The sequence below is a fragment of the Pseudomonas sp. fls2-241-TYG-175 genome, assembly GCF_030209155.1.
In the GTDB taxonomy this organism is placed as follows: Bacteria; Pseudomonadota; Gammaproteobacteria; order Pseudomonadales; family Pseudomonadaceae; genus Aquipseudomonas; species Aquipseudomonas viridiflava.
Window position 1 is genome coordinate 15,284 of the sequence record NZ_JARVSO010000026.1, and the last position, 23,398, is coordinate 38,681.

At 58.0% G+C, this 23,398-nt stretch carries 27 protein-coding genes and 1 tRNA gene; 12 read left to right on the forward strand and 16 right to left on the reverse strand.

Going from position 1 to position 23,398, the window contains the following annotated elements:
• Positions 1 to 2: 2 nt before the first annotated feature.
• The 13 genes from QRN20_RS18545 to QRN20_RS18605 form a co-directional block, all read right to left on the reverse strand.
• The gene (locus tag QRN20_RS18545; RefSeq protein WP_004887482.1) at positions 3 to 581 is read right to left on the reverse strand and encodes a TerD family protein; all 579 of its coding nucleotides are present in this window, start codon (positions 579 to 581) and stop codon (positions 3 to 5) included.
• Between the two features lie 36 nt (positions 582 to 617).
• Entirely contained in the window at positions 618 to 1,193 is a 576-nt protein-coding gene (locus QRN20_RS18550) for a TerD family protein (protein ID WP_029243849.1), read from the reverse strand.
• A gap of 29 nt (positions 1,194 to 1,222) precedes the next feature.
• Positions 1,223 to 2,257: a TerC/Alx family metal homeostasis membrane protein gene (locus tag QRN20_RS18555; RefSeq protein WP_004887478.1), complete on the reverse strand. Its 1,035-nt coding sequence runs from the start codon at positions 2,255 to 2,257 to the stop codon at positions 1,223 to 1,225.
• A gap of 25 nt (positions 2,258 to 2,282) precedes the next feature.
• Positions 2,283 to 2,732 (reverse strand): tellurite resistance TerB family protein, encoded by a 450-nt coding sequence (locus QRN20_RS18560; protein WP_004887475.1) that lies wholly within the window; start codon positions 2,730 to 2,732, stop codon positions 2,283 to 2,285.
• A gap of 52 nt (positions 2,733 to 2,784) precedes the next feature.
• Positions 2,785 to 3,996: a TerD family protein gene (locus tag QRN20_RS18565; protein WP_285360969.1), complete on the reverse strand. Its 1,212-nt coding sequence runs from the start codon at positions 3,994 to 3,996 to the stop codon at positions 2,785 to 2,787.
• The gene (locus tag QRN20_RS18570) at positions 3,993 to 4,586 is read right to left on the reverse strand and encodes a TerD family protein (RefSeq protein ID WP_004887472.1); all 594 of its coding nucleotides are present in this window, start codon (positions 4,584 to 4,586) and stop codon (positions 3,993 to 3,995) included. The genes QRN20_RS18565 and QRN20_RS18570 overlap by 4 nt, the downstream gene beginning before the upstream one ends.
• A gap of 47 nt (positions 4,587 to 4,633) precedes the next feature.
• Entirely contained in the window at positions 4,634 to 5,338 is a 705-nt protein-coding gene (locus QRN20_RS18575) for an HAD family hydrolase (RefSeq protein ID WP_004887470.1), read from the reverse strand.
• The gene (locus QRN20_RS18580) at positions 5,339 to 6,289 is read right to left on the reverse strand and encodes an HpcH/HpaI aldolase/citrate lyase family protein (RefSeq protein WP_058432313.1); all 951 of its coding nucleotides are present in this window, start codon (positions 6,287 to 6,289) and stop codon (positions 5,339 to 5,341) included.
• The gene (locus tag QRN20_RS18585; protein WP_122429623.1) at positions 6,289 to 7,383 is read right to left on the reverse strand and encodes a cysteine protease StiP family protein; all 1,095 of its coding nucleotides are present in this window, start codon (positions 7,381 to 7,383) and stop codon (positions 6,289 to 6,291) included. Before QRN20_RS18585 ends, QRN20_RS18580 begins: the two co-directional genes overlap by 1 nt.
• Positions 7,376 to 8,134, reverse strand: coding sequence for an HAD family hydrolase (locus tag QRN20_RS18590; RefSeq protein ID WP_122429621.1), 759 nt, complete (start codon positions 8,132 to 8,134; stop codon positions 7,376 to 7,378). Before QRN20_RS18590 ends, QRN20_RS18585 begins: the two co-directional genes overlap by 8 nt.
• Positions 8,127 to 9,260, reverse strand: a complete 1,134-nt coding sequence (locus tag QRN20_RS18595; protein ID WP_004887463.1) for a phosphoribosyltransferase domain-containing protein — start codon at positions 9,258 to 9,260, stop codon at positions 8,127 to 8,129. Before QRN20_RS18595 ends, QRN20_RS18590 begins: the two co-directional genes overlap by 8 nt.
• A gap of 77 nt (positions 9,261 to 9,337) precedes the next feature.
• The gene (locus tag QRN20_RS18600; protein WP_285360972.1) at positions 9,338 to 10,480 is read right to left on the reverse strand and encodes a trypsin-like peptidase domain-containing protein; all 1,143 of its coding nucleotides are present in this window, start codon (positions 10,478 to 10,480) and stop codon (positions 9,338 to 9,340) included.
• Between the two features lie 54 nt (positions 10,481 to 10,534).
• Positions 10,535 to 11,533 (reverse strand): ATP-grasp domain-containing protein, encoded by a 999-nt coding sequence (locus QRN20_RS18605; RefSeq protein WP_285360973.1) that lies wholly within the window; start codon positions 11,531 to 11,533, stop codon positions 10,535 to 10,537.
• Positions 11,534 to 11,652: 119 nt separating this feature from the next.
• Here QRN20_RS18605 and QRN20_RS18610 point away from each other — a divergent pair, with 119 nt between their 5' ends.
• From QRN20_RS18610 to QRN20_RS18620, 3 genes are all read left to right on the forward strand, one after another.
• Positions 11,653 to 12,204, forward strand: coding sequence for a DUF1523 family protein (locus QRN20_RS18610; protein WP_029243841.1), 552 nt, complete (start codon positions 11,653 to 11,655; stop codon positions 12,202 to 12,204).
• Positions 12,205 to 12,438: 234 nt separating this feature from the next.
• The gene (locus QRN20_RS18615; RefSeq protein WP_122417613.1) at positions 12,439 to 12,870 is read left to right on the forward strand and encodes a hypothetical protein; all 432 of its coding nucleotides are present in this window, start codon (positions 12,439 to 12,441) and stop codon (positions 12,868 to 12,870) included.
• Between the two features lie 55 nt (positions 12,871 to 12,925).
• Positions 12,926 to 13,906, forward strand: coding sequence for a YiiG family protein (locus QRN20_RS18620; RefSeq protein ID WP_122417612.1), 981 nt, complete (start codon positions 12,926 to 12,928; stop codon positions 13,904 to 13,906).
• Between the two features lie 80 nt (positions 13,907 to 13,986).
• Here the strand turns inward: QRN20_RS18620 and QRN20_RS18625 are convergent.
• Together QRN20_RS18625 and QRN20_RS18630 are read right to left on the reverse strand one after the other, a co-directional pair.
• Positions 13,987 to 14,063, reverse strand: a tRNA-Thr gene (locus QRN20_RS18625).
• A gap of 198 nt (positions 14,064 to 14,261) precedes the next feature.
• Positions 14,262 to 14,693: a pilin gene (locus QRN20_RS18630; protein WP_122417635.1), complete on the reverse strand. Its 432-nt coding sequence runs from the start codon at positions 14,691 to 14,693 to the stop codon at positions 14,262 to 14,264.
• Between the two features lie 226 nt (positions 14,694 to 14,919).
• Here QRN20_RS18630 and pilB point away from each other — a divergent pair, with 226 nt between their 5' ends.
• The 5 genes from pilB to yacG are packed head-to-tail and all read left to right on the forward strand — an operon-like array spanning position 14,920 to position 19,540.
• A complete protein-coding gene (pilB, locus tag QRN20_RS18635; protein WP_004887450.1) occupies positions 14,920 to 16,620 on the forward strand; it encodes a type IV-A pilus assembly ATPase PilB in 1,701 nt (566 codons plus the stop codon).
• Positions 16,621 to 16,622: 2 nt separating this feature from the next.
• Positions 16,623 to 17,840, forward strand: coding sequence for a type II secretion system F family protein (locus QRN20_RS18640; protein WP_122417611.1), 1,218 nt, complete (start codon positions 16,623 to 16,625; stop codon positions 17,838 to 17,840).
• A 1-nt stretch (position 17,841) separates the two neighbouring features.
• Entirely contained in the window at positions 17,842 to 18,714 is an 873-nt protein-coding gene (locus tag QRN20_RS18645) for a prepilin peptidase (RefSeq protein WP_122417610.1), read from the forward strand.
• Positions 18,711 to 19,334, forward strand: a complete 624-nt coding sequence (gene coaE, locus QRN20_RS18650) for a dephospho-CoA kinase (protein ID WP_025993968.1) — start codon at positions 18,711 to 18,713, stop codon at positions 19,332 to 19,334. The genes QRN20_RS18645 and coaE overlap by 4 nt, the downstream gene beginning before the upstream one ends.
• Entirely contained in the window at positions 19,331 to 19,540 is a 210-nt protein-coding gene (gene yacG, locus QRN20_RS18655) for a DNA gyrase inhibitor YacG (protein ID WP_004887444.1), read from the forward strand. Before coaE ends, yacG begins: the two co-directional genes overlap by 4 nt.
• A gap of 400 nt (positions 19,541 to 19,940) precedes the next feature.
• Here yacG and QRN20_RS18660 read toward each other — a convergent pair whose 3' ends face one another.
• Positions 19,941 to 20,402: a hypothetical protein gene (locus QRN20_RS18660; RefSeq protein ID WP_057409622.1), complete on the reverse strand. Its 462-nt coding sequence runs from the start codon at positions 20,400 to 20,402 to the stop codon at positions 19,941 to 19,943.
• Positions 20,403 to 20,526: 124 nt separating this feature from the next.
• Here QRN20_RS18660 and QRN20_RS18665 point away from each other — a divergent pair, with 124 nt between their 5' ends.
• From QRN20_RS18665 to QRN20_RS18680, 4 genes are all read left to right on the forward strand, one after another.
• On the forward strand, positions 20,527 to 21,156 hold the full coding sequence (locus tag QRN20_RS18665; protein WP_004884092.1) for a DUF1780 domain-containing protein: 630 nt from the start codon (positions 20,527 to 20,529) through the stop codon (positions 21,154 to 21,156).
• On the forward strand, positions 21,153 to 21,698 hold the full coding sequence (locus QRN20_RS18670) for an MOSC domain-containing protein (protein WP_122417609.1): 546 nt from the start codon (positions 21,153 to 21,155) through the stop codon (positions 21,696 to 21,698). The genes QRN20_RS18665 and QRN20_RS18670 overlap by 4 nt, the downstream gene beginning before the upstream one ends.
• A 13-nt stretch (positions 21,699 to 21,711) precedes the next feature.
• Entirely contained in the window at positions 21,712 to 21,885 is a 174-nt protein-coding gene (locus QRN20_RS18675; RefSeq protein WP_004884089.1) for a DUF3094 family protein, read from the forward strand.
• Between the two features lie 63 nt (positions 21,886 to 21,948).
• Entirely contained in the window at positions 21,949 to 23,247 is a 1,299-nt protein-coding gene (locus tag QRN20_RS18680; RefSeq protein WP_122417608.1) for an NAD(P)/FAD-dependent oxidoreductase, read from the forward strand.
• Positions 23,248 to 23,398 lie beyond the last annotated feature (151 nt).

Genomic DNA, 23,398 nt, shown 5'->3' on the forward strand with positions numbered 1-23,398 from the left:
GTTTAGCCGATCGACACACCGTGTGCTTCTGCCAACGACTTGAGACCGCCTGCGAAGCCTTGGCCGATGGCCTTGAACTTGAACTCTTCACCGTTGCGATACAGCTCGCCGAAGATCATCGCCGTTTCGGTCGATGCGTCTTCCGACAGGTCGTAACGAGCGATTTCCTTGCCGTCAGCCTTGTTCAGAACGCGGATGTAAGCGTTCTGGACCTGACCGAAATTCTGCTTGCGCTCGTCAGCCGAGTGGATGGTCACGGCGAACACCAGCTTCTTCACGGTGGCAGCCAGGCCAGTCAGTTTGACTACAGCAGACTCGTCGTCGCCTTCGCCAGCGCCGGAGCGGTTGTCGCCCAGGTGCTCAACAGAACCGTCGGCCGACTTCTTGTTGTTGTAGAAAATGAAGCCGCTTTCGTCCAGGACCTTACCGTTTTCACCGACGATGAAAATGGAAGCGTCCAGGTCGAACTCAGTACCGTCGGTAACACGTGGATCCCAGCCCAGGCCCACGGTCACTTCTGTCAGACCAGGAGCTTCCTTGGACAGGGAAACATTACCGCCTTTACTCAGACTTACAGCCATGTTCTTGATCCTTTTCTAAAAGAATGGAGGGACGAATCAGAAGTTCATGCCATACGAATTGGCGACGGCCTTGAGGCCACCTGCGTAGCCTTGGCCAATCGCACGGAATTTCCATTCGCCAGCGTTGCGGTAGAGCTCGGCGAAAACCATTGCCGTCTCGGTCGACGCATCTTCGGCCAGGTCGTAGCGAACAACCTCGGCAGAGCTCTTTTCATTCACCACGCGGATGAACGAACCACCTACCTGACCGAAGTTCTGCTTGCGGGCATCGGCTTCATGAATGGTCACGACGAAAACGATCTTATCGACATCGGCAGGTACACGCGTCAGGTCGACCTTGACCACTTCATCGTCGCCGTCGCCAGCGCCGGTGCGGTTATCACCGGTGTGCTCGACTGACCCGTCGGCGCTTTTGAGCTGGTTGTAGAAAATGAAGTCAGCTTCACTGCGGACCTTGCCATTGGCGCCCAACAGGAATGCGCTGGCGTCCAGGTCAAAGTCCTGGCCGTCAGTGGCACGCGGATCCCAGCCCAGACCGATGAGAACATTGGTCAGCGTAGGGTCGGTTTTCGACAGCGAAAGGTTGCCACCTTTTTGCAGAGTCAAAGCCATGATTCGGTTATCTCCTATATCCAGTGTTTTTACGCTTTTTCTTCAGCCGGCTCTTCTTTACCCGGGAACAGCAGGCTGGCGACGATACCAATGACCAGAACAACCACGACAACCAGCAGGCTGGCGTTGGCACTGATCTCGTAACCGTGATGGAAAATGTGGTTGGTTGCGTTCAGACCCAGCTTCAGGGCGATGAAGAACAACAGTGCGATAACTGCTTTCTCCAGGTGCACCAGGTAGCGCTTGAGGGCTTCCAGTACGAAGTACAGGGTACGCAGACCCAGGATCGCGAACAGCATCGCCGAGAACACGATCAGAGGCTCACGGCTGACGGCGATGATGGCCGGCACGGAGTCGAACGCGAACAGTACGTCGGAGATTTCAGCCACGACCAGACACAGGAACAGCGGCGTTGCGAACAGGGCACCCTTGGCAGCCAGGGTAATACCGGCGTTCTCAGGCTTCTTGACCTCTTCCTCCAGCACCGAGCGGCGAACGAAGAAGTTGCTGCCGTGCAGCTTTGGCCATACCGGGAACAGCTTCTTGGCGAAGCGGTAAGCCATGTGCTGGGAGTAGTCGATTTCTTCGTCATCGTCATCACCGGCACGCAGCATCATGATGGCGGTCCAGGCAACGATAATCGCGAACACCACTTCGACCCACGGACCCAGCGCCAACAGGCCGGTACCGATGGCGACGAAGATGCCGCGGAAGACGATGGCACCGATGATGCCCCAATACAGAACACGGTGACGCAGGCCATCCGGGATCTTGAACCAGGTGAACAGGGCCATGAACACGAACAGGTTGTCGACGCTCAGTACTTTTTCCAGCGCGTAACCGGTGACGAACAGCGTGGCGACTTCAGAGCCGTGCTGAACATACAGAAAACCGGCGAATGCCAGCGAAATGGCAACCCAGAAAACCGACCAGGCAGAGGCCTGAGCAAGTGTGATCGGCTTGTTCCCGCGGTGGGAAAACATGTCGATGGCCATGGCCGTAATGGCCAGACCAATGAACACGGCCATCGTGAGTGGAGGGAAGCCTAGAGAGGTGCTTTCCATTTAACTGCGTTCCTTAGGGTAAAAATTACAGGTCGAAATCGGACGGGTTCAGGCCAAGCTCACGACAGATCGTGCGGCAGACTTCCCGCTCTTTCTCGTCGAAGCTGCCATCTGCACCACCGATGGCACAGCAGACACGCACCAGCAGACGGGCGGCATCTTCTTTCTTCTTGATCTTGCCGATGGTTTTCAACGCTTCGGCGCGACCGATTTCAAAGTCGAATTCGAACTTGGAGCACGCTTCCTGAAAACCCTGGATAACGTCCTTCATGTCGAAAACTTTCAGTTCCTGAGAGTTCTGAATGAAGCCCGCCATCTTCTGCTTTTCGCTGGAACTGATATCGCCATCGGCGGCAGATACCAGAGCGCAACCGGAAACCACGGCATCCATGAATTCACGGTTCTTGAATTTCGAGACTTCGGTGGCCAGTTTGTCACGAGCCGCTGTTGCGTTTGTTTTCAACCAGTCCAGCATGTCCATCTCCTGTGAAGCGGCACGGCCAGCTTCAGAAATATCAGAATGTTGTTTACTTGGAACCGGCAGCCCAGCGCATGCCCCAGCCGTAGGCCTTGTCCATGTTGCTGTGACCGTTGTGGAAATCCACACGACGCGTCACCTTGACGGCACCATTGTCATTTTCCAGCAAGGCGATCGCACACATGCCCTGACGACCACCTTCTTCATTGAGGCGGACCTCGATGGGCGGCTGGCCCGGGGCGTGGATAGTGACAACTCCGTCGGTCTCTTTCCAGTTTGGCGCGCCTTCATAGATGAACGCGTAAACCAGAATCCGGCGAATCTTGCTCCAATGAGCGCCGTTGATGTGCAACCACTCGCCATCGCTGACAGAGCCGGTGCGGTCGTCACCCATCAACTTGATGAAGGGCTCGGTGTTGAGCGAACCAAACGAATTGCCCAGTGCCTGAACGGCACCTTTGAGGCCGTCCTGCAATTCGAACAGGCAGCCTACATCAAGGTCGATGGCATTGCTCTTCTTCATCGAGAAGAAGCCGCTGCTCTTGGCCTCGCTGCGACGGTTCCAGTTCAGGTTGACGCGAATCTCGCCAAATCCTGCACTGGTCTTTTCCAGACTGACCGAGGCGCGCGTCTTGTCCAGCGTGATCTTGCTCAGGCTCACCGTCGACTTGACCGGCGGCGGCGCTGCAGGTGCAGGTGCAGGTGCAGGTGCAGGTGCAGGTGCAGGTGCAGGTGCAGGTGCAGGCTGATCCTGAGGGGCTGCGACTTCAACACCAAAGTTTTTTGCCAGTGGCTCAAGACCGCCTGCAAAACCCTGCGCCACACAGCGGAATTTCCAGGCACCCTGCCGCAGATAGAACTCGCCCAGAATCAGCGCGGTTTCTTTCATGCCACTGGTGGGAATGTCCGATTCGATACCGCCGGTGATGGTCAGCGCCAGACGCGAAACGCTGTCGAAGCTGGCCTTGTTTTCATAAATGGTCGCGGTCAGAGCGACTTTCTCGATGACCGCGTCCAGACGGCTGGGGTCAAGGGTGAAAACGGCGCGACCCACCGACGTTTCCGTCAATTGGACCGCGCCGCCGTTCACGCTTTTCTGGCCGTAGAAGCACATGTCCTGATCGCCACGGACCTTGCCTGAACTGGTCAACAGGAACGCAGACACATCGATGTCCGCGCCCGCCAGAGGGGAGTAGCTGACATCAACCGTCAACGGCCCGGCAGCTACTGGCGCATTGGCGCCTGGGACAAGTTGGGTCATGCGCGTACGGCTCCGATGGCCAGATCGACCAGATCGTCAGCGGTACGACCATTGGTCGCCTGGCCCACGGCGGTGAAATCCCAGCCGCTTGGTGTACGCGACAGGTAAGACATCACGACGCCAGTGTGCTGACCCTTTTCGGACAGGTCGAAGCGGCCCAGCTCGTTACGCGTGCCCAGATCGACGATGCGGCAATAGGCGTTGGCGACTTTCTCGAAGTTCTGTCCAGTGAAGGAGTTGACCGTGAAGACCAAGTATTTCACGGTGGCGGGCAGCTTCTCAAGATCGACACTGATGGTTTCGTCATCGCCCGCGCCTTCACCGGTGCGGTTGTCGCCGGAGTGCTGAATGGCACCATCACGTGATTGCAACTGACGGAACCAGACCAGATCCAGTGGCTTCTTGTCAGCGTCGAGCATGATGCAGGAAGCGTCCAGATCGATGTCGCCACCGCCGCCGCCCAATAGCTTGCCGAAGAATCCACTGGCCTTTTCCGGGTCCCATCCCAGGCCCATGCTGACTTTCTTGAGGCCTGTACCAGCGGTTTTCTCAAGTGAGATCGTCTGGTTTTTCGCCAAAGTGAGTGCCATTTTTCGCTCCATGTGAACTACGGAAGTCGGATAAAAGTGTTACAGCCTTACCGTGTTGGCCCATCTTTGCCATCGGGATTGTGTAACTTGGCGTTAATGGGACCTTTGTAACGCCCTTTTCGCCAGGTCGGATGGAAGTGACGCCAGTGTGCATCCTGCGCTGCGGCGAGCAATTCGTGATCACCTCGCGTATCGCCCCAGGCACGCAGGCGGAATTTGTTGAGCGGTCCGTAAACACTTTCAAGTCGCGCAACCTTGGAGTCGCAACGGCAATTGCTGCCTTCGATCAAACCGGTCAGTTTGCCGTCGATCACTTCAAGATTGGTTCCGATCAGCTCGACTTTCAGCCGATCGGCGAACGGCTGCAGGACCATAGCAGGCGAAGCTGAACAAAGCGTGACAATGGCGCCCTTCTCCAGCTCGGCCGCAATAGACTCCAACGCGGCCGGACGCATCAGGCGTTTCCAGTAGAGTTCGCAGAACGCCTCGGCTTTCTGCTGGAGCCACTGCGCTTCGACGCCGGTCAGGAACGCCTTGATCAGACGGCCCTTGAGCTCGTCGCGCGTCACGCGTTTGGTCAGGTAACCGATGCTGGGCAATACCAGTCTGGCCATGCGCACGGAAAAGGCGCGCTGTCCAAAGGCGAATTTGAGAAAAGGAACGAAGCTGTCGTGTCGGGTAATGGTCCCGTCAAAGTCGAACACCGCCAGCAGGCGCTGTTCCACTTCGATTTCAAGGTCAGGTTCTATCATCTAGCTAACTGCCTCAGCGAGTCGAATGCTGGCATCCATGATCGAAGCGGGTGCGGGTAACACTCCATGCCATTTGGCGCGCTCCATGATGTGGGTTGCCCATTTGTAATGGGTCGCCGGTTCACACATCGCGTCGTTGTACTTGAACACAGCCGGCGCGACAGAGTTCAAAATCATCCGGGCCGAATTCATGTCTTCCAGGCTGACGCGAAGTGCATTCTGAATGATATTGACCTGCGACGGGTGAATTGCGGTCTTGCCGACCAGACCATTGGCAATATCCAGGGTCAATTCCTGCTGCAGGATGTCAGGCGTGGCCAGTTGTTCGAACACCGGAGCGGTAAGCGCGAACCCTTGCGAGCCCATCACACCAGCCAGCATTGGAATGACATACCCCATCGGCGTTCCGTACAGGGTCATCGCGGGGTTGCGGCGCAGCCCCAGGCAACCCATCAGGTCGTTACCACCAATGCGCAAGGCAATGATCCGCTCGTCCAGATTGGCTTTCAAGGCCTGCCCCAGTTCGACCATTGCCGTCGGGTTGAACACCTCCGGCGTCTCCAGGGTCGGCATCAGCGCCAGCGCCGGATTGGTCACGGCCTGCTCCCAACTGCTCAGGGTTTTCAGCGAAAGCTTGGGTACGACGAAGCCGTCCACATGGGCCATCAGCGGCCAGTCATTGAGGATGCGCGCCATCGCTGCGTCGCGCGGACGGACGAACAACAACGGACCGTTGGCCGGACGGCCGCCGCGATCCTGGATGCGGGTCAGTACCTGACGAAGGTTGAGCAGCGCCGTCTCGATGTCGATCAGTGCAACGGCGTCCTCCAGGCAAACGACCAGCGAGCGCAGTTCGGGCAGCTTTTCAGCGAACACCACATCCAGAATGTCGTCGCGGGTGGCGGGCATGTACAAGGTTGCCCCCAGTGCATAAGGCGAGAATAAGGCCATTAGCTCAGACTCCGGATGATGGTTACCGCCCTGTAGGGCCCAAGGGCACTGCCGACCTGCTCGACAGGGATGCCCGCTTTCTCGGTCAGGTGCATGAGCAACTGCACGTCGCTGTCGGAGGTGTCGCGGACCAGCACGTGGTCCGGCACACGGCGCATGACCGCACGCGTTGCTTCAGCAATGCCCGGTTTCACGCGGTTCAGGTTGCCGATTTCGAAACGCTCGGCCAGACGTTGAACCACCTCGGACGCAGCCGATTTGAGCTCAAGCTGTTGCTCGGCCGTCCATGGTGTCACCGTGACAGTAGAACCCTGGCCCCGCCGATGGTTCTCGATATGTTCGATGAACGACCGGGTAACGTCATGAGCCTGCAACTGATCGTAGACCACGCAGCCATGCAGCCCGCCTTCTGCCGGCCAGATCGAGCGCGACACCAGTCCGGAAACGGTCGCGCCTAGAATACCGGACGGGATCACCCAGTCCTCACTGGACGCCGCCAGCCAGGCGCTGCCGCAAGGATCGGCCAGCACCACAAGACGCGGCTGCTCAGGAAACCGGACATCACCTGCCAGACTGCGCTTGATCTCGCCGGAAATCGCACCCTTGCCGGTCCAGCCGTCAACGAAGACGATGTTCTGAGCGCCATGGGCCTTGATGATGGCTTCGAGCGCCACGCTGTCGATACCACGATCACGAATGATACTGATGCCGTAGTGATGCGCTTCACGCCCCAGGTCAACCAAGGCACGACGCAACAGCACACCGAGCGGTAGACCAGCGCGCACGAACGACACCAGAACAATCTCGGGTCCCCGGCATTCAAGGTCCAGCGCCTGCGCCAGGGATTGAACGTCTGTGGCCATACGAGCGCCATTCTGCGCCAGCGTGCGCTCGAACAAGGCCTTGTGCGCTTCGCTCGGGGCCGCTTCTTCGCTGATCATTTCCGAGTAGTGTTTTTGCTGCGTCTGAATCAGACGCTCTTTTTCCTGCACATCCGTCGTCTGCATCTCGACGCGACGCAGCAGGAAATGCACATCGTTTTCCAGATAACTGCCGCTCCCCACGGTATCCAGCCCGTGAACCGGATTACTCATACGCAGCCCCGACAAACATCCTGGCCAGCTGACTGCGGGCGGGCGTGGCCCACCAATGGCACTCATCCATGAAACCCAGGTCGGTAATGCTGTCGCCAAAACCCAGCACCGGGCGTTCGCCATTCACCGCCTTGTCGCGACGCAGCCATTCCTGGACGGCGTAGCGCTTGGCAAGACCGTTGGGCAGAAACGCAAGATTGTTGCCGTTGCCATGCACGTGCATGTCGTCGAGCAAGCCGCGGGCCTGCACCTCAGCCAGCACTCGGGTCAGAATGCTGTCATCGTTTTCATTGTGCTTGGTGACCACGTAATGAAACAGTCGGGCTTCTTCGACGACCCAACCCCGCAGTGACACACCCATGTCCTGACCGATGGCCAGCGTGGCGGCCGACAATTCATGAAGACGCGTCTGATAGGCCGCGAGCGTCTGCTTCATCTGTTCGTGCCAGTCCTTGTCGACGCGCCCCACCACGTCGAGCATGACGCCGCCGTGCGAGCAGATGGCCCCTGCGGTGAACGGCAGCTTGACCCGGCTGTACGCCTCGACGCTGCGCGCCGTCACTGGCACCACATCGGAATGCGCCAGCAACCAGTGGGCAAACGACTTCTGCACGTTGGTCATGTAGCCATTGGCATTACCGCTGATGTCGAGCGTGGCGACATGCTTTTCGATATCGGCAGGGGTTTTGCGAGCAGTCTGAAACAACGTGTCGTCCAGATCGACGAAGATCAACGGGCGGACATCATTCATCGCAGATAACCTCGGCATTCAACGCGTCAATCAACTCGGCAGGCACGGCCTGGCTCGGCGTTTCGGTGCAGATCAGTACCCGGTCGAACTGTCCGGGACGCACGTTGTAGAGAAAGTTGGGGATGCCCAGCCCGTAATTGTCGGAGAACGACAGCGCGTGATCGATGGCATGCCCCAGCGCAATCGGCGAACGGCTGGTCGAGCTGAAATGCACGTCGGCCCCGGCTTTTTCCAGACGCTCGGCCAACAGAAACGGTCGCCAGACGAACTCGCTGGTGCCCACCACAAGAACCCGTTCGCCCTTGGCAACCTGAATGTTCGGGGCCAGCGTGTCGTCCACCGACAGCACGCCCAATCGGCCCCAGTCATTGGCTGTGACCAGCGGCCAGTCGCCCATGGCGACGGTGCCGACTTCAGGCATCTCAGGCATGGGCGCGCTCAGGTCTTCATCGAACGAGTAGGAACCCTGCAACAGCGAGACCTGCTCAGCCACTGCGCCCATCGAGGTGCTGACCGCGCCTGCCGACCAATCGGTCAATACACAGGTCACGACGCGTTCGAGCTTGTCGAGCCCGGCATCGACCAGCGCACGGTGAAGGTTGATAAACGTCTTGCCGGTGGACGCCTCGTCATCGACCAGCACCAGCGAACGGGCATTGAGCATCATGTCGCGCAGCGCAGGGTCGGTCGGCAAATGGATCAGATGAGCACTGGCGTGGCTGTGCTCTTCCTCGAAGCGTGCAAACAGGTCGGTGCCTGTCGGGTGACGCGTGCTGACCAGATACAACGCATCCGCACGCGTGGCGCTGTAGGCACGATGCACACCGGCACCCAGACCGACAGCGGTTTCGGCCATGCCAATCACCAGCACCGGGCCGGGCAGATCGGCGGGGATCTTGTGCGCGAGGTCCTGAAAGCTTTTGAGCATCAGACTCGGGCGAACCGGTATGTGCCGCCCAAGCACTCGCGAAACGAACAGGAAGGCACGTTTGGGATTGCGGCGTTCAGCAAAGCCGAACAATGAGTCCGGGGCAATTGTGGACGCATTGACGCTCACGTTGAGGGAGCCCCGGAGCAGATCAGCACGAAGCCTGACGGGTGTGGAAGAAGCTGCGCTGCTGTCCATCGATAATTCCTGATTAGCGGGGTCGCAACCCCTGGCGCCTGCATGTCGAAAACGGCTTCTGAAGAGACCTTCCGACGTCACTCGCGTGAGGCTTCGACAAGCCACAGCGATGACTGGGCAGCACGCGTAATTTCTGTAGTGGTGTAGGTCCTTTCCGATCTGGCGTGCGGCGCATCGATGCGGCACGCCTGCAGAAAGGACAGAAGCAGTGCGGACTTGACCGCGAAGTTCATGTTTTGCCCGTCCGGCACCGTGGACGTCACCATCCCGATGACCGCCCCGCCGCTGTCGAACAGCGGGCTGCCACTGGAGCCGGGTTGAATGGGCGCCGTGAACTGGAACAGGCTGGCGTCGCTGTGCAGACCGAAGAGCCCGGATATGCCACCTTGCGTCACCTGCAGACCGCCGCCGGAAATGGAGGCCAGTGGATAACCCAGCACCACGACGTTATCACCTGGCTCGCAGCCAGGACCGTCGCGAAACGTAACAGCAGATAACGGCGAGGCTCCATGCACGCGCAGCAGAGCGATGTCATTACGCCGATCGATCACCACCGGCTCGGCCTTGTAACGGCCTTCCAGCGAGTTGATATAGAAGACGCTCATGTCTTCGATGACATGCGCACAGGTCATCACGTGCGCAGGTCCTACGACGAAGGCTGTTCCGGTCGCCGATTGATGATGCGAGCCGCCGCCGTTCGGAGCGCCCGCCGGACGCCGGGGATGACGATCATCGACCTCCAGCCCGATCTTGCGGCCGAAAGCAGACAGGCCATACGCCGAGCCTTCGCTCAACGCTCGGAATTTCCATTGCTCGTTGCGCTTGTAGAACTCGCCGATGATGATCGCCGCTTCGCCGTTGTCGCGAAGATCGATGCGATGCTCGATCTCGCCGTCCACCTGCAGATGCAGGCTGCCGATCTCGCGAACCGGCCCGGTGGCCGAGAACACGTACACCATCAACAACACCCGATCACTGCCGGCCGGGAGTCGATCCAGCTTCAGCGTACAGCCCACGTTCTGCGGGCCGCCGCTCCACTCCATCCAGCCCTGTTCCTGATGCAGCAGCGCCGGATCGCCCTTGGGCTGTCGCTTGTCATCGACAGCAAGTAGCGCGACTGCGGCATATTCGCCAAAAATCGAAGACCGGCCACTGTCCAGATTCCAGGTGCAAAGCGGATTTGCCAAAGCGGTATTTGCACCTGGCGCCAGAACCTTCATGCCCGATCCTCCCTGATAAGAGCGATTAGTAATAGCAAAAATCTATGGTGCGGATCATACAGTGGCCCGCACGGCAACGGTGATGGCCTTGACCCGAATATCGTCGAGCCAATGTGTTTCCGGTTCTTTCAAGCCCAGACGCCGCGTCGCGAAAATGCCCGGCAGATTGATGCCGGTTTCCCGCGTATATCCAATTCCGCCCGAATAGCGCGGGTTGATTTCGAGCAAGCGCGGCTTGCCGTCGGCATCGTCGCGGGTCTGCACATTGATCAGGCCGTCACAGGCAAAATGCTCTGCGGCGCGGACCGCCAGACGGACCGCCTCGCTGTCGCGCTCGAAGGTCTGGTTCAAGCCCAGCTTGCGCCGCCCGACGAACGCCACGACCTTGCCTTGCTCGCAGACCATGTCCACCGAACACTCGTTGCCGGGCATATAAGGCATCAGCAACATAGGCGGACGGTCTTCGGACTGACGATAGGCGTTCAGGTACGCGCTGAAGGTCGTCTCACGCGAATCGGGGTTGGCGAAACAACGAAAGTCGTCGACGCCCTCCTTGAAACGCCAAAAGCCCTGTCCGTAGATCCCGACCGTAGGCTTGATACACACCTCGCCCGAACCGGCCAGTGCGTCATAGGCGGCCTGTAATTCCTGGGCATTGCTTGCCAGTATGCCCGGGATGCAGGCCAGACCTGCCGCTTCGGCCGCAGCCGTGAAACGGTTCTTGTCGTCGACATCCTGAAAGGTCTTCAGCGACGTTCCGCCGGTGACGAGGTCCAAGCCTTCAGCGACAAAGCGCTCACGCTGTTCTTCGTAACGGCTGCCAACGCGACCGGCGACGATCACCTTCACGCCGAGTGAGCAAGCGGTCTCGATGACCCAGTCGATGCGCTCGTCGTTGTCAGTCGGTTCCTGCAGGGCCACATCGGCCTGCCCGGTAATCTCCGACCGCAACTGGCGATGGGATGCGACAATCTGCACGGAAGCAGGCAAGGCATCGCGAGCGCCCATGATCACTTCACGCTGGCTGGACTGCCCTTCAAGGAACCAAATCATGTAAATCTCCAAAGGACAGGTCCGCCTCAAACGGCCTTGTCGAATTTTGTAATAACTGTTTTGCTTCGAAATGTTCGGATTAAGGCAAAGTCACGCAATTTTAAACAGAGGACGCTGGTATGAAGTGGCTTAAAAGGTCGATTTGGCTTGTGGTATTCGTAGCATTAGGGATCGGCGCATTAAGCCTCTATTACGTCCTGCCGCGCCATGATGTCGTGATGATCACCGGTGTGGAAGTCAAAAGAATGGACGCCGACGGTGTCATCAATGCCGAAAACCCGGCCGACGGCCCGACCCGCGACGTGTACTTCATCAACACCGAGCACCCCGACAACAAGGACGTCGTGGTCTACCGCAACGAAGACACCGGCTGGAGCTTCCCGTGGTACTTCAAGTTCGACTCCGCCGACATCCAGGCCAAGGCCCAGGGCTACTCGCGTGACTCCCAGCAACTGGCACTCATCCGTTACTACGGCTGGCGCATCCAGATCCTCTCCATGTTCCCCAACGTGACCCAGGTCGAAGCCGTCACCACCCGTGACGAACCGTTCCCGGTGTTCAACGCGATCTTCTTTGGCGTGCTGATTGTGCTGCTGGTGCTGATCGTCGTCGTGATCCGCCGCCGCTTCCGCAGGCCGACGCAGCCGCGGGTGGATCAGGTGGTGAGGTAAGGCTCCAGTGCAACACCGAAATCCCGACCTTTTCAGGTCGGGATTTTTGTTTCCGGCTTCAATCGCTACAGGTCTTCACCTTCCTGCGATGCCAAAGCCTTCACATTCCTTCAATAAGACTCAGTCCGCCATGAACCAATACTGAAATACAGCGTCTGTTACGCACATGCAGGCCTTGCGCCACCCCTGGAGCGACAGTGCCTGCCTGCACGTACATCACAAGGACTTTGACCCATGAAGGACCACCGACGCCTGGCGCATTACGTTGCTTTTGGTTTACTGCTTTGCGCGACTACTTATGCGCAGGCAAGTCCGCCTCCTCCTCTCAGTGTCACGCTCGGCCAGAAGCACCTGCAGCTGATCGATCATCAAGGCCGCTGCGCCCTGTCGGAACCTGACCAGAGCCTGCGTGTGCTGGAAATGGCCTGGCCCTGCCAGTTCGGCCCCGACAAACACGGCAATGCCCGTGTCGAAATGTTCAATAACACCCCTATTGTTCTCGTGATGCGCAATGAGCATGAGCCAGCACCTGGCACCAATTGCTTGGCGCAGACCCAGGCCCTGCGCCTGATCAAGGGCAAACTTGAAGCGTCGGTGCGCATGGACACTGCGGGCTGCGGCTATGGCGCTGACCAGAAAGTCTACGTCGGCCTGTTCGACTGGTAACGCCCCCGCCGCACTCTTTTTAACACCCCTAAAACCTCATGGAAGGAAGAGAAAATTGCACTCAAGAAGTACGCTGGCTGCATTACTGGTTTCGCTGGGGCTCGCCCTGGCGGGATGCGACAAAGGCGATCCCCCCAAAAGCGCCTCGCACCCTGCCAACTCGACTCAACAAAGCGTGAGCACCGAGCAGGTAGAAATCGAGAAATACAACGCCTACGTTGATGCCGCAAATCAGGGCGAGGACTTCGGCGAACTACTGGAAAAGCGTGTCGAGCTCTACTCCGGCAAGCTGGCTCCAGGCAAGAAAGTGACTGATTACACGCTGTTCAGTCCTTACGACATCAGCACCCTGCAACGCAAACTGAACCAAGCGCTGGCCATCAGCTTCCCAATGCCGGAACTCGATGAGCCCGCAAAGAACACCTTGGCTGCACTGGCCAAACTGGAACCTATCCATGGCGAACTGGCCAACTACAGTGACTCCAAAGGCTATCTCGCAGACGACGGCAAAAAGGCACGGGAAATGGAACCGGCCCTGGAGGCGGCTATGAAAGACGTAGCCGAAGCCCAGGCCGTATTTTTTGACGGTATTCGCAAACGCGACGAGATCAACACCCGAACAGCCTTCGATAACGCTGAAAAAGACACCCTGGCCTACTACCGTGCCGGTATCGTCGTGTACGGCAAGGAGTCCGCACGGCTGGCCAGCGACTTCTTCGCAAGCGCGGGCAGCGAAGCGAAGGCCAAACCCCTCGAAGAAAGCCTTAACCATACTGCCCAAATGATCGAAGGCTGGGACAAGAAATCCCGCGAACAGAAACGTCCAGCCAGTTGTTCCATCGTACTGAGCGACCTTAACGGTTTCGTCGGGAAGGGACGCGAAGCAGTCAGCAACGCAAAAAACGGCCGCTACAAGCGCGAAAACTCCAGCGAGCTGAGCTGGAAGATCAGCAACCCGATCAAGCGAGATTCCGACGACCTGCAACGGGCGTTCAGCAAGCTGATCAACAGCATGAACCGGAACGATTGTATCTGAGGCCGGTTCGTCGAATACGACAAGGTAATTGAAAGCAAAAAAGCCTCGAAATCCGCAGGGATTCGAGGCTTTTTGCGTTCTGGTGCCGAAAACAGGAATCGAACCTGCGACCTTCGCGTTACGAGTGCGCTGCTCTACCGGGCTGAGCTATTTCGGCCTAGGAAATGGTCATGCATTCATTGCGTGCTTCAGACAGTAAAGCACGATAAAAAAGATCATGAGCGTTCCCAACGCCAGCGACGCTTTTAGCAGGACGCTCAACCCATCTCCTTGCTCCATGAATCACAGTAGCAACGAAATAATGGCGTAAAAAACCCGGTCATTGACCGGGTTTTTTCAGCCAGATAAACCTGGGTTAGTTTTTAACATAGCCGTTGGTTACGCACTGACCTGAGTAAGTCCACGTAACCGGAGCGCCTGCAACGATAGGGCCAGGTGTAAGCGTGCAAGTATCAGCCGCTACAATACCTTTAGTAGCGTTAGGGGTCGCTACGATCGCAGCCGTGTTTCCGGTAAGGACAATATTGTTCAATACGTTAGGCACTGCCAAACCCGTTGGCAATACAATACCAATCTCTGCGGCAGTGTCGCAGTCAACCAGTGCAGCCTGTTGTGAAAGACAAACCCCAACAGCTGTTTTCACAGCAGACATTGCAGACAGAACCTCGGTATAGGCAGCTTTTCTCGCATAGTTCTGATAGGACGGAATCGCCACAGCGGCGAGGATCCCGATAATCGCTACAACGATCATCAATTCGATTAACGTAAAACCTTTTTGTGCTTTCATCGCGTACTTCTCCGAGGCGTCAATTTTGTGTGCCTTGAAATGACTGAAGCACACGTCATGCCAATGTGACGTAGACCTTAATTCACTGCACCAAACCGTATCCAATGCACATTCCAACTTTTGGAAATCAGCAGAAACTGACAATTTTCGTCACATCCCGTCATGCCATTTGGCAGCACCCTCCGACTGCGCTATAAACCTCACACTGTCTGCGTCTGGTGGTTTTATGAGTGATGTCGTTGTCCTAACAGGTCTGGCCAAGCAATTGGTCGCCGCCGAGCTTCTTTCCGAAAAAGCCGCTCAACAGGCTTTCCAGCAGGCGCGACGCGACAAGATTTCGCTGGTCAGCTATCTGGTCCAGAACAAACTGGTCAAGAGTCTGACCCTCGCAGAAATGGCCTCGGAGCAGTTCGGCGTGCCGTTCATGGACCTCTCCAGCCTGGATAAAGAAAACCAGCCCAAAGGCCTGGTAAGCGAAAAGCTCGCTCGTCAGCATCACGCGCTGCCGCTATGGCGTCGCGGCAACCGACTCTTTATAGGCATCTCGGACCCGACCAATCATCAGGCTGTCACCGATATCCAGTTCAGCACTGGCCTGAACACTGAAGCGATTCTGGTCGAAGATGACAAACTCAGTGTTGCCATCGACAGGTTCTTTGACAGCGACAGCGGCTTGGGGTCATTGGCCGACATCGACCTGGATCTGGATATAGAACCGGGCGAAAGCGCCAAAGAAACATCAATCACCAGCCGCGACGATGCCGATGACGCTCCCGTCGTCCGTTTCGTCAATAAAATGCTGCTGGATGCCATTCGGCTGGGCTCGTCCGATTTGCACTTCGAACCTTATGAAAAGGTTTTCCGCGTACGTTTTCGTACCGACGGGATTTTGCACGAAGCTGCCCGACCGCCGATCAATCTGGCCAACCGAATTGCTGCACGTCTAAAGGTGATGGCCAGTCTGGACATTTCGGAACGGCGCAAGCCTCAGGACGGCCGGGTCAAGTTGCGTGTTTCCAAAACCAAATCCATCGACTTCCGGATGAACACGCTGCCGACGCTATGGGGCGAGAAGATCGTGATGCGGATTCTCGATCCGACCAGTGCACAGATGGGTATTGATGCGCTTGGCTACGAGCCGGATCAGAAAGAGCTTTATCTGGAAGCGCTCAAGCAGCCGCAGGGCATGATTCTGGTGACCGGCCCGACCGGCTCGGGCAAAACCGTTTCGCTGTACACGGGCCTTAATATTCTCAACACCGTGAATATCAATATCTCAACCGCCGAAGACCCGGTGGAGATCAACCTGGAAGGTGTCAATCAGGTCAACGTCAACCCGCGTCAGGGCATGGACTTCTCCCAGGCGTTGCGCGCGTTTCTGCGTCAGGACCCGGATGTGATCATGGTCGGTGAGATTCGTGACCTGGAAACCGCCGAGATTGCGATCAAGGCTTCTCAGACCGGCCACATGGTGTTGTCGACGCTGCACACCAACAGCGCAGCAGAAACGCTGACCCGCTTGCATCACATGGGCGTTGCGGCATTCAACATCGCCACGGCGATCAATCTGATCATTGCTCAGCGACTGGCGCGCAAGCTGTGCAGCCACTGCAAGAAGGAAGTCGACGTTCCCCATGAGACGCTGATCAAGGAAGGCTTCCCGGAGTCGAAAGTCGGCACCTTCAAACTGTACGGCCCGGTCGGGTGCGAACACTGCAACGGCGGCTATCGAGGCCGAGTCGGGATTTACGAAGTCGTGAAAAAAACGCCGGAACTGGAGCGCATCATCATGGAAGAAGGCAACTCGCTGGAGATTTCCAGGCAGATGCGCAAGGATGGTTTCAATGACCTGCGAACATCCGGCTTGTCGAAAGCCATGCAGGGCATTACCAGCCTGGAAGAAGTCAATCGCGTGACCAAGGATTAAGCATGGCCAGTAAAGCAGTCAAAGTCAGTGTTTTCACCTGGGAAGGCGTAGACAAGAAAGGCAGCAAGATCAGCGGCGAGTTGAGTGGCCACAATCCGGCGCTGATCAAGGCTCAACTTCGTAAGCAGGGTATCAACCCGACCAAAGTGCGTAAAAAAACAGTGTCGATCTTCGGCAAGGGCAAGAAGATCAAGCCATTGGACATCGCTTTTTTCTCTCGGCAGATGGCGACGATGATGAAGGCTGGCGTTCCGCTGCTGCAGTCGTTCGACATCATCAGCGAAGGTTCGGAGAATCCGAACATGCGCTCTCTTGTCGACTCCCTGAAACAAGAAGTATCGGCAGGTAACAGTTTTGCGACCGCCCTCAGACAAAAGCCAGAACACTTCGATGATCTTTTCTGCAACCTGGTGGACGCTGGCGAGCAGGCGGGAGCTCTGGAAAGCCTGCTGGACCGTGTTGCGACCTACAAGGAAAAAACCGAAAAGCTGAAAGCCAAGATCAAGAAAGCCATGACTTATCCAGCTGCAGTTCTGGTGGTGGCTATCATTGTTTCCGGTATTTTGCTCATCAAAGTGGTTCCCCAGTTCCAATCGGTTTTTGCCAGTTTCGGAGCGGAACTGCCTGCTTTCACGCTCATGGTGATAGGGCTTTCGGAGATAGTACAAACTTGGTGGCTTGCAATTCTTGGCCTTTTCATCGCGGGCATTTTTCTGTTCAAACGGTCCTATAAACAGTCACAGAAGTTTCGCGACAGTATTGACAGATTTTTGTTGAAAATCCCTATTATTGGGCCGTTGATCTTCAAGTCGTCGGTGGCGCGGTACGCTCGGACACTCGCAACCACTTTTGCTGCAGGCGTCCCGCTAGTCGAAGCCCTGGACTCGGTTGCGGGCGCAACCGGTAATGTCGTATTCAGAAATGCGGTCATGAAGATCAAGCAAGATGTCTCAACGGGCATGCAACTAAACTTTTCGATGCGCTCCACTGGCGTTTTCCCGAGCCTTGCCATCCAGATGACCGCCATCGGGGAAGAGTCCGGAGCACTGGACAGTATGCTCGACAAGGTCGCCACCTATTACGAAGATGAAGTCGATAACATGGTCGACAGCCTGACCAGCCTCATGGAGCCAATGATCATGGCGGTACTTGGGGTCATCGTCGGCGGTCTGGTGATCGCCATGTATCTGCCGATATTCAAACTTGGAAACGTTGTCTGACATGCCCCTCCTCGACTTTCTGGCCAGCTCAACGCTGGCCTTTGTTATTTTCATTGGCGTACTCGGTCTGCTGATCGGAAGCTTCCTCAACGTCGTGGTCTACCGCCTGCCCAAAATGATGGAGCACGACTGGAAAGCCCAGTCGCGGGAAATGCTCGGCCTGCCCGCCGAGCCTGAACAGCCCACCTTCAACCTGATCCTCCCCCACTCCCGCTGCCCCCGCTGCGCGCATCAGATCCGTCCTTGGGAAAACCTGCCGGTAGTCAGCTACCTGATGCTTGGCGGCAAGTGTTCGCAATGCAAGGCGCCGATCAGCAAGCGCTATCCGCTGGTCGAGCTGGTCTGTGCGGTGTTGTCGGCCTATGTGGCCTGGCATTTCGGCTTTGGTTGGCAGACGGCGGCAATGCTGGTGCTGAGTTGGGGCTTGCTGGCGATGAGCCTGATAGACGCCGACACCCAGCTGCTGCCTGACTCACTGGTATTGCCGTTGATGTGGCTGGGCCTGATCGTCAACGCGTTTGGCCTGTTCACGTCGTTAAGCGACGCTTTGTGGGGTGCCGTGGCGGGGTATCTGTCGTTGTGGTCGGTGTTCTGGCTGTTCAAGCTGATCACGGGCAAGGAAGGCATGGGCTACGGCGACTTCAAACTGCTGGCCATGCTCGGGGCGTGGGGCGGCTGGCAGATCCTCCCGCTGACGATCCTGCTGTCATCGCTGGTGGGGGCCATTCTTGGCGTGATCATGATGCGATTGCGCAATGTCGAATCCGGTACTCCGATCCCCTTCGGTCCTTATCTGGCCATCGCGGGGTGGATCGCTTTGCTCTGGGGTGGTCAAATAACCGACTCCTATTTGCAGTTTGCCGGTTTCAAATGACCCACCCTGATCAAAAACCCTGGATTCTCGGCCTGACTGGCGGCATCGGCAGCGGTAAAAGTGCGGCAGCGCAGTGCTTCATCGACCTGGGCATCCATACCGTGGATGCCGATCATGCTGCGCGCTGGGTGGTGGAACCTGGACGACCGGCGCTGGAACAGATCGTCGAGCACTTTGGCGCTGGCGTTTTGCAGGCCAGCGGTGAACTGGACCGGGGTGCGCTGCGTAAGCTGATCTTCGAACAGCCCGAAGAACGGCGCTGGCTGGAGTCACTGCTGCACCCGCTGATCAATCAGGAAATCAGCCGGTATCTGGCGCGTGCCACGTCACCCTACGCCATCCTGGTGTCACCGCTGCTGATCGAATCCGGTCAGTACCGCACAGTCCAGCGATTGCTGGTGATCGATGCACCCCAGGCACTGCAGATAGAGCGCACCATGCTGCGCGACAGCTCAAGCCAGGAGCAGGTCCAGGCCATCCTCAAGGCTCAGGTGCAGCGCGAAGAACGCTTGCGCCATGCCGACGATGTGCTGGTCAACGATCAGGATACGGCCTGGCTGAAAAGCGAAGTCGAGCGGCTGCACCACTTTTACCTTACTTTGCGTGGAGGCCAATCATGAGCCAACCAATGACCGTTCAATGCCCAACCTGCGGCGCGCCCGTGGAATGGAGCGCGGCCAGCCCCAACCGTCCGTTCTGCTCGGACCGCTGCAAACTGATCGACCTCGGTGCCTGGGCATCGGAAGAACACGCCATTCCGGTGAGTCCGGATGCAGAAGACGACCTGTTCTCGGGCGATCTGGAAGCGCCACACAGAGGGCACTGAGGCTTAAGCGGGTTCTTTTCTCAAGCAACTCCATCGCCTGATGATCGTTACCACGCACTGCGTCCGCTCAAGAATGTGGCGCAGAGCGTCCCGGGAGGCATGCCCACGCGCGATGGGCACGATCAGCGCGCGGTAAACCCTGATCGTTCCCAAGCCCCAGCGATCATCGTTTACCACAAGTCTTGCTGCAACCAACGGACTGTGGGAGGCGGCTTGCCGGCGATCCAGCCGACGCGGTATGTCAGGGAAATCGCGTCATCGTTCATCGCCGGCAAGCCGCCTCCCACGGTCCGGTGTTTGATGCGCGACAGCGCTACGTCGAAGACGTGGTGGCGCCTCCCACGGAGTATGCATTCAGTCAGATACTTTGGTTTTGCCCCGGCAGGATGATACCCCTCCGTTATGGCCTTTCCAGCGCCGCACGCAGCGTCTCGGCACTCCCGAACTGTTGCTGACTCACCAACTGCCCATCGCGCAATTGCAACCACAGGACTTTATCCTCGTCACCCGCGTACTGCGGCACGATGCGGGCTTCGCGGTCGAGCATGACGCGGTAGGTGTAGTCGCGCATTTTGGGGATGGCGAACATTTTGGCGATGATGGTCGGCATTTTCTGGATGTCGGCCACGAAGACGGTGTTGCGCGCTTCGAGAAAGCCCTTGGGTTTTTCCGCCAGCGCGGCGTTGACCAGTTTGGCGGCGTCCATGCTTCTGGCGACCAGCAGGGTTTGCGTCTGGTTGTTCAGGGTATAAGGCTGATCGTACTGATCGAGCAGTGTCCACGGCGCCAGGCGCTCGCCGGTTTGCAGGGCATTGGCCGTCAGCGGCAGCAGGGCCAGGAACAGCATGGGCAGAAATTTCAACGGGGCACTCCTCGAAAAGGTAATGTTTGCCAGAAGGCGCTTGCGGCAAGCCAAAATGAAAGCCAGTTTACACCCACACATTCTCTCTTCCAGTGACAGCGATTAGAACGCTAAGCTTGGGCCTATGGATGACTCAGACTACTTACGCCTGTTGACGATCCAGGCCGAACAAGCCAACGCCTTTCTTTCCAATGCGCGAAAGTGGGAGCGTGAGCGGTGGGTTTGTCAGCGCCTGCTGCAGGGCCTGAACATCCCGCATCGCAACGAAGACTTCACGCCTGCTGGCCAGGAGCCGCCGGACGTGCTGTTTCGTGATGCGTGCTTCGAGGTGTTTTTCGTGCTCGACGAGGGTCGCCGTCTCAATGACGAGTGGCGCGAGGAGCTGGAGCGACGACGCAGTGCCTTCTCCCTGAGCCAGCTGGTGCGCCGTGAGGCCAAGCCCAAGCGCATCCCGGCCTCCGAACTGCTGCGACGCCTCGCCCCTACCCTGCGCAAGAAATCCCACAACTACCGCGAACGGGGCCTGGACCTCGGCGAGCTGGACATCATTGCCTTCGCCAGCCTCAAGCGCGAAGTGCTGGACCTCAACAGCCATTTCCCGCCGCCCACCGAGTACCTGCGTCAAGGCTGGCGCTCGCTGTCACTGGTGGGGCCGACCTTTGCCCGTGTATTGTTCGCGCACCCGGATGCTCCGGACTTTCTGCGTACCAATCTGGGCCGCAGTGTCGTTTTCGATGTTGGAATCAGTTTATGAGCCCGTTACAGGAACTGCTGGCCGACGTCCCGCAGCACGGTCGTGTGCGCTGGATTGGCGTGCGCCCCGAATCACGTGTCGACATGATAGAACTGGATGCCGTAGAAGCGCGCCGCGAAGCCGGCCTGACCGGTGACCACTCGCGCCCTGGGCCGCGTAACGCCCGGCAGGTCACGCTGATTCAGTGGGAACATTTGGCTGTGGTCAGCTCTCTTCTGAACAGGTCGGCGGAAAATCCCATCGTGCCTCAGGACCTGCGCCGTAACCTGGCGATCAGCGGCATCAATCTGTTCAGCCTGAAGGGACGCCGTTTCAGGATCGGCCAGGCGATTTTCGAGACCACGGGCTGGTGTCAGCCTTGCGCGCGCCTTGAGCAACGGCTCGGCCATGGGACCTTTCAGGCGGTGCGCGGGCATGGCGGAATTACCGCCCGAGTGATACAAAGCGGAATCATCCGGCTGGACGACACGCTTCAGGTCGAACCGCTGGAAAGCACCGATTCATGGCCTCCTGTCAGGCAGTACACGCGAAACGAAACGTAAGACGAGACATAAAATGAGCAGCCGTCTGAACCCGGACGACCAACGGCGTGTCGAAGAATACCTTCAGACGCCCCAGCACCAAGTCGAGCGCAGGCCTTTCCGGCCTTGGCTGCTCCTGATCATGCTGGTGGTCGTGGTCATCGGACTGGGCCTGCTGAGCCGTTTTCTGAGCCATCTGACGCTATGAGCTGCCTTGCGCTCGCGAAGATCGAGCTCCTCCCGAATTCCTTAAACCTTCTGAGTAATCCTTATGACTCATCGTATTGTCATCGTTGGTGGAGGCGCTGGCGGTCTGGAGCTGGCTACCCGTCTGGGTAAAACCCTGGGCAAGAAAGGCACGGCCAGCGTCACGCTGGTGGACGCCAACCTGACCCACATCTGGAAACCGCTGCTGCACGAAGTGGCCGCTGGCTCATTGAACTCGTACGAAGACGAGCTCAACTACGTGGCACAAGCCAAATGGAACAACTTTCAGTTCCAGCTGGGGCGCATGACCGGTCTTAACCGCACCGGTAAACAGGTGCATCTGGCCGCTACACTGGATGAAAACGGTGCCGAACTGGTCCCTGCACGCAGCCTGGATTACGACTCACTGGTCCTGGCAGTGGGCAGCACCACCAACGATTTCGGCACCAAGGGCGCGGCGGAACACTGTCTGTTTCTCGACACCCGCAAGCAGGCCGAGCGTTTCCACCAACAGCTGCTCAACCACTACCTGCGTGCGCATGCCGGTCAGGCGGACGCTGCCCAGGAAATCACGGTTGCCATCGTCGGTGCCGGTGCGACAGGCGTTGAGTTGGCGGCCGAGTTGCACAACGCAGCCCACGAACTGGCCGCTTACGGGCTGGGTCAGATCAAGCCGGAAAACCTGCGCATCACCGTGATCGAAGCAGGCCCGCGGGTTCTGCCGGCGCTGCCCGAGCGCATCGGTAGCCCGGTCCACAAGACCCTGAACAAGCTCGGCGTGACGGTGCTGACCAACGCTGCCGTGAGCGAAGTCACGGCCGATAGCCTGATCACGGCAACCGGTGAAGTCATTCCTGCAACCCTGAAGGTCTGGGCGGCAGGCATTCGTGCCCCGGCGTTCCTCCACGAACTGGATGGGCTGGAAAGCAACCGTATCAACCAGCTGCAGGTGTTACCGACCCTGCAAACCACTCGCGACGAAAACATCTTTGCCTTCGGCGACTGCGCCGCCTGCCCGCAAAAAGGCACCGACCGCAATGTCCCGCCTCGCGCTCAGGCTGCGCATCAGCAGGCGTCATTGCTGGTCAAATCCCTGCGTCTGCGGATCGAAGGCAAGACGCTGCCGGAATACACCTACAAGGACTACGGCTCGCTGATCTCACTGTCCAGCTTCTCGGCGGTGGGCAACCTGATGGGCAACCTGACAGGCAGTGTCATGCTCGAAGGCTGGCTGGCGCGGATGTTTTACGTGTCGCTGTACCGCATGCACCAAATGGCGCTTTACGGCATGTTCCGCACGCTGATGCTGATGCTGGGCAGCCGGATCGGCAAAGGCACCGAGCCACGGATGAAGCTGCACTAACAGGTCGTGATCGGGCATGCCGATGTTCTGCATTGGCATGCCTTCCCGGATATCTCCGTGTCCTGCGAGCCTCCTGAACAGAACTCCCTGGCCTTGAATCACCGATTCAAGGCTGACCTTACCCGCCTCTTCTTCTCCCCTCACCTTCACC

What these genes read in the sequence shown, in the direction of transcription:
- QRN20_RS18545 (WP_004887482.1), bottom strand. Translation starts at nt 581, where the DNA reads ATGGCTGTAAGTCTGAGTAAAGGCGGTAATGTTTCCCTGTCCAAGGAA.
- QRN20_RS18550 (WP_029243849.1), bottom strand. Translation starts at nt 1,193, where the DNA reads ATGGCTTTGACTCTGCAAAAAGGTGGCAACCTTTCGCTGTCGAAAACC.
- QRN20_RS18555 (WP_004887478.1), bottom strand. Translation starts at nt 2,257, where the DNA reads ATGGAAAGCACCTCTCTAGGCTTCCCTCCACTCACGATGGCCGTGTTC.
- QRN20_RS18560 (WP_004887475.1), bottom strand. Translation starts at nt 2,732, where the DNA reads ATGCTGGACTGGTTGAAAACAAACGCAACAGCGGCTCGTGACAAACTG.
- QRN20_RS18565 (WP_285360969.1), bottom strand. Translation starts at nt 3,996, where the DNA reads ATGACCCAACTTGTCCCAGGCGCCAATGCGCCAGTAGCTGCCGGGCCG.
- QRN20_RS18570 (WP_004887472.1), bottom strand. Translation starts at nt 4,586, where the DNA reads ATGGCACTCACTTTGGCGAAAAACCAGACGATCTCACTTGAGAAAACC.
- QRN20_RS18575 (WP_004887470.1), bottom strand. Translation starts at nt 5,338, where the DNA reads ATGATAGAACCTGACCTTGAAATCGAAGTGGAACAGCGCCTGCTGGCG.
- QRN20_RS18580 (WP_058432313.1), bottom strand. Translation starts at nt 6,289, where the DNA reads ATGGCCTTATTCTCGCCTTATGCACTGGGGGCAACCTTGTACATGCCC.
- QRN20_RS18585 (WP_122429623.1), bottom strand. Translation starts at nt 7,383, where the DNA reads ATGAGTAATCCGGTTCACGGGCTGGATACCGTGGGGAGCGGCAGTTAT.
- QRN20_RS18590 (WP_122429621.1), bottom strand. Translation starts at nt 8,134, where the DNA reads ATGAATGATGTCCGCCCGTTGATCTTCGTCGATCTGGACGACACGTTG.
- QRN20_RS18595 (WP_004887463.1), bottom strand. Translation starts at nt 9,260, where the DNA reads ATGGACAGCAGCGCAGCTTCTTCCACACCCGTCAGGCTTCGTGCTGAT.
- QRN20_RS18600 (WP_285360972.1), bottom strand. Translation starts at nt 10,480, where the DNA reads ATGAAGGTTCTGGCGCCAGGTGCAAATACCGCTTTGGCAAATCCGCTT.
- QRN20_RS18605 (WP_285360973.1), bottom strand. Translation starts at nt 11,533, where the DNA reads ATGATTTGGTTCCTTGAAGGGCAGTCCAGCCAGCGTGAAGTGATCATG.
- QRN20_RS18610 (WP_029243841.1), top strand. Translation starts at nt 11,653, where the DNA reads ATGAAGTGGCTTAAAAGGTCGATTTGGCTTGTGGTATTCGTAGCATTA.
- QRN20_RS18615 (WP_122417613.1), top strand. Translation starts at nt 12,439, where the DNA reads ATGAAGGACCACCGACGCCTGGCGCATTACGTTGCTTTTGGTTTACTG.
- QRN20_RS18630 (WP_122417635.1), bottom strand. Translation starts at nt 14,693, where the DNA reads ATGAAAGCACAAAAAGGTTTTACGTTAATCGAATTGATGATCGTTGTA.
- pilB (WP_004887450.1), top strand. Translation starts at nt 14,920, where the DNA reads ATGAGTGATGTCGTTGTCCTAACAGGTCTGGCCAAGCAATTGGTCGCC.
- QRN20_RS18640 (WP_122417611.1), top strand. Translation starts at nt 16,623, where the DNA reads ATGGCCAGTAAAGCAGTCAAAGTCAGTGTTTTCACCTGGGAAGGCGTA.
- QRN20_RS18645 (WP_122417610.1), top strand. Translation starts at nt 17,842, where the DNA reads ATGCCCCTCCTCGACTTTCTGGCCAGCTCAACGCTGGCCTTTGTTATT.
- coaE (WP_025993968.1), top strand. Translation starts at nt 18,711, where the DNA reads ATGACCCACCCTGATCAAAAACCCTGGATTCTCGGCCTGACTGGCGGC.
- yacG (WP_004887444.1), top strand. Translation starts at nt 19,331, where the DNA reads ATGAGCCAACCAATGACCGTTCAATGCCCAACCTGCGGCGCGCCCGTG.
- QRN20_RS18665 (WP_004884092.1), top strand. Translation starts at nt 20,527, where the DNA reads ATGGATGACTCAGACTACTTACGCCTGTTGACGATCCAGGCCGAACAA.
- QRN20_RS18670 (WP_122417609.1), top strand. Translation starts at nt 21,153, where the DNA reads ATGAGCCCGTTACAGGAACTGCTGGCCGACGTCCCGCAGCACGGTCGT.
- QRN20_RS18675 (WP_004884089.1), top strand. Translation starts at nt 21,712, where the DNA reads ATGAGCAGCCGTCTGAACCCGGACGACCAACGGCGTGTCGAAGAATAC.
- QRN20_RS18680 (WP_122417608.1), top strand. Translation starts at nt 21,949, where the DNA reads ATGACTCATCGTATTGTCATCGTTGGTGGAGGCGCTGGCGGTCTGGAG.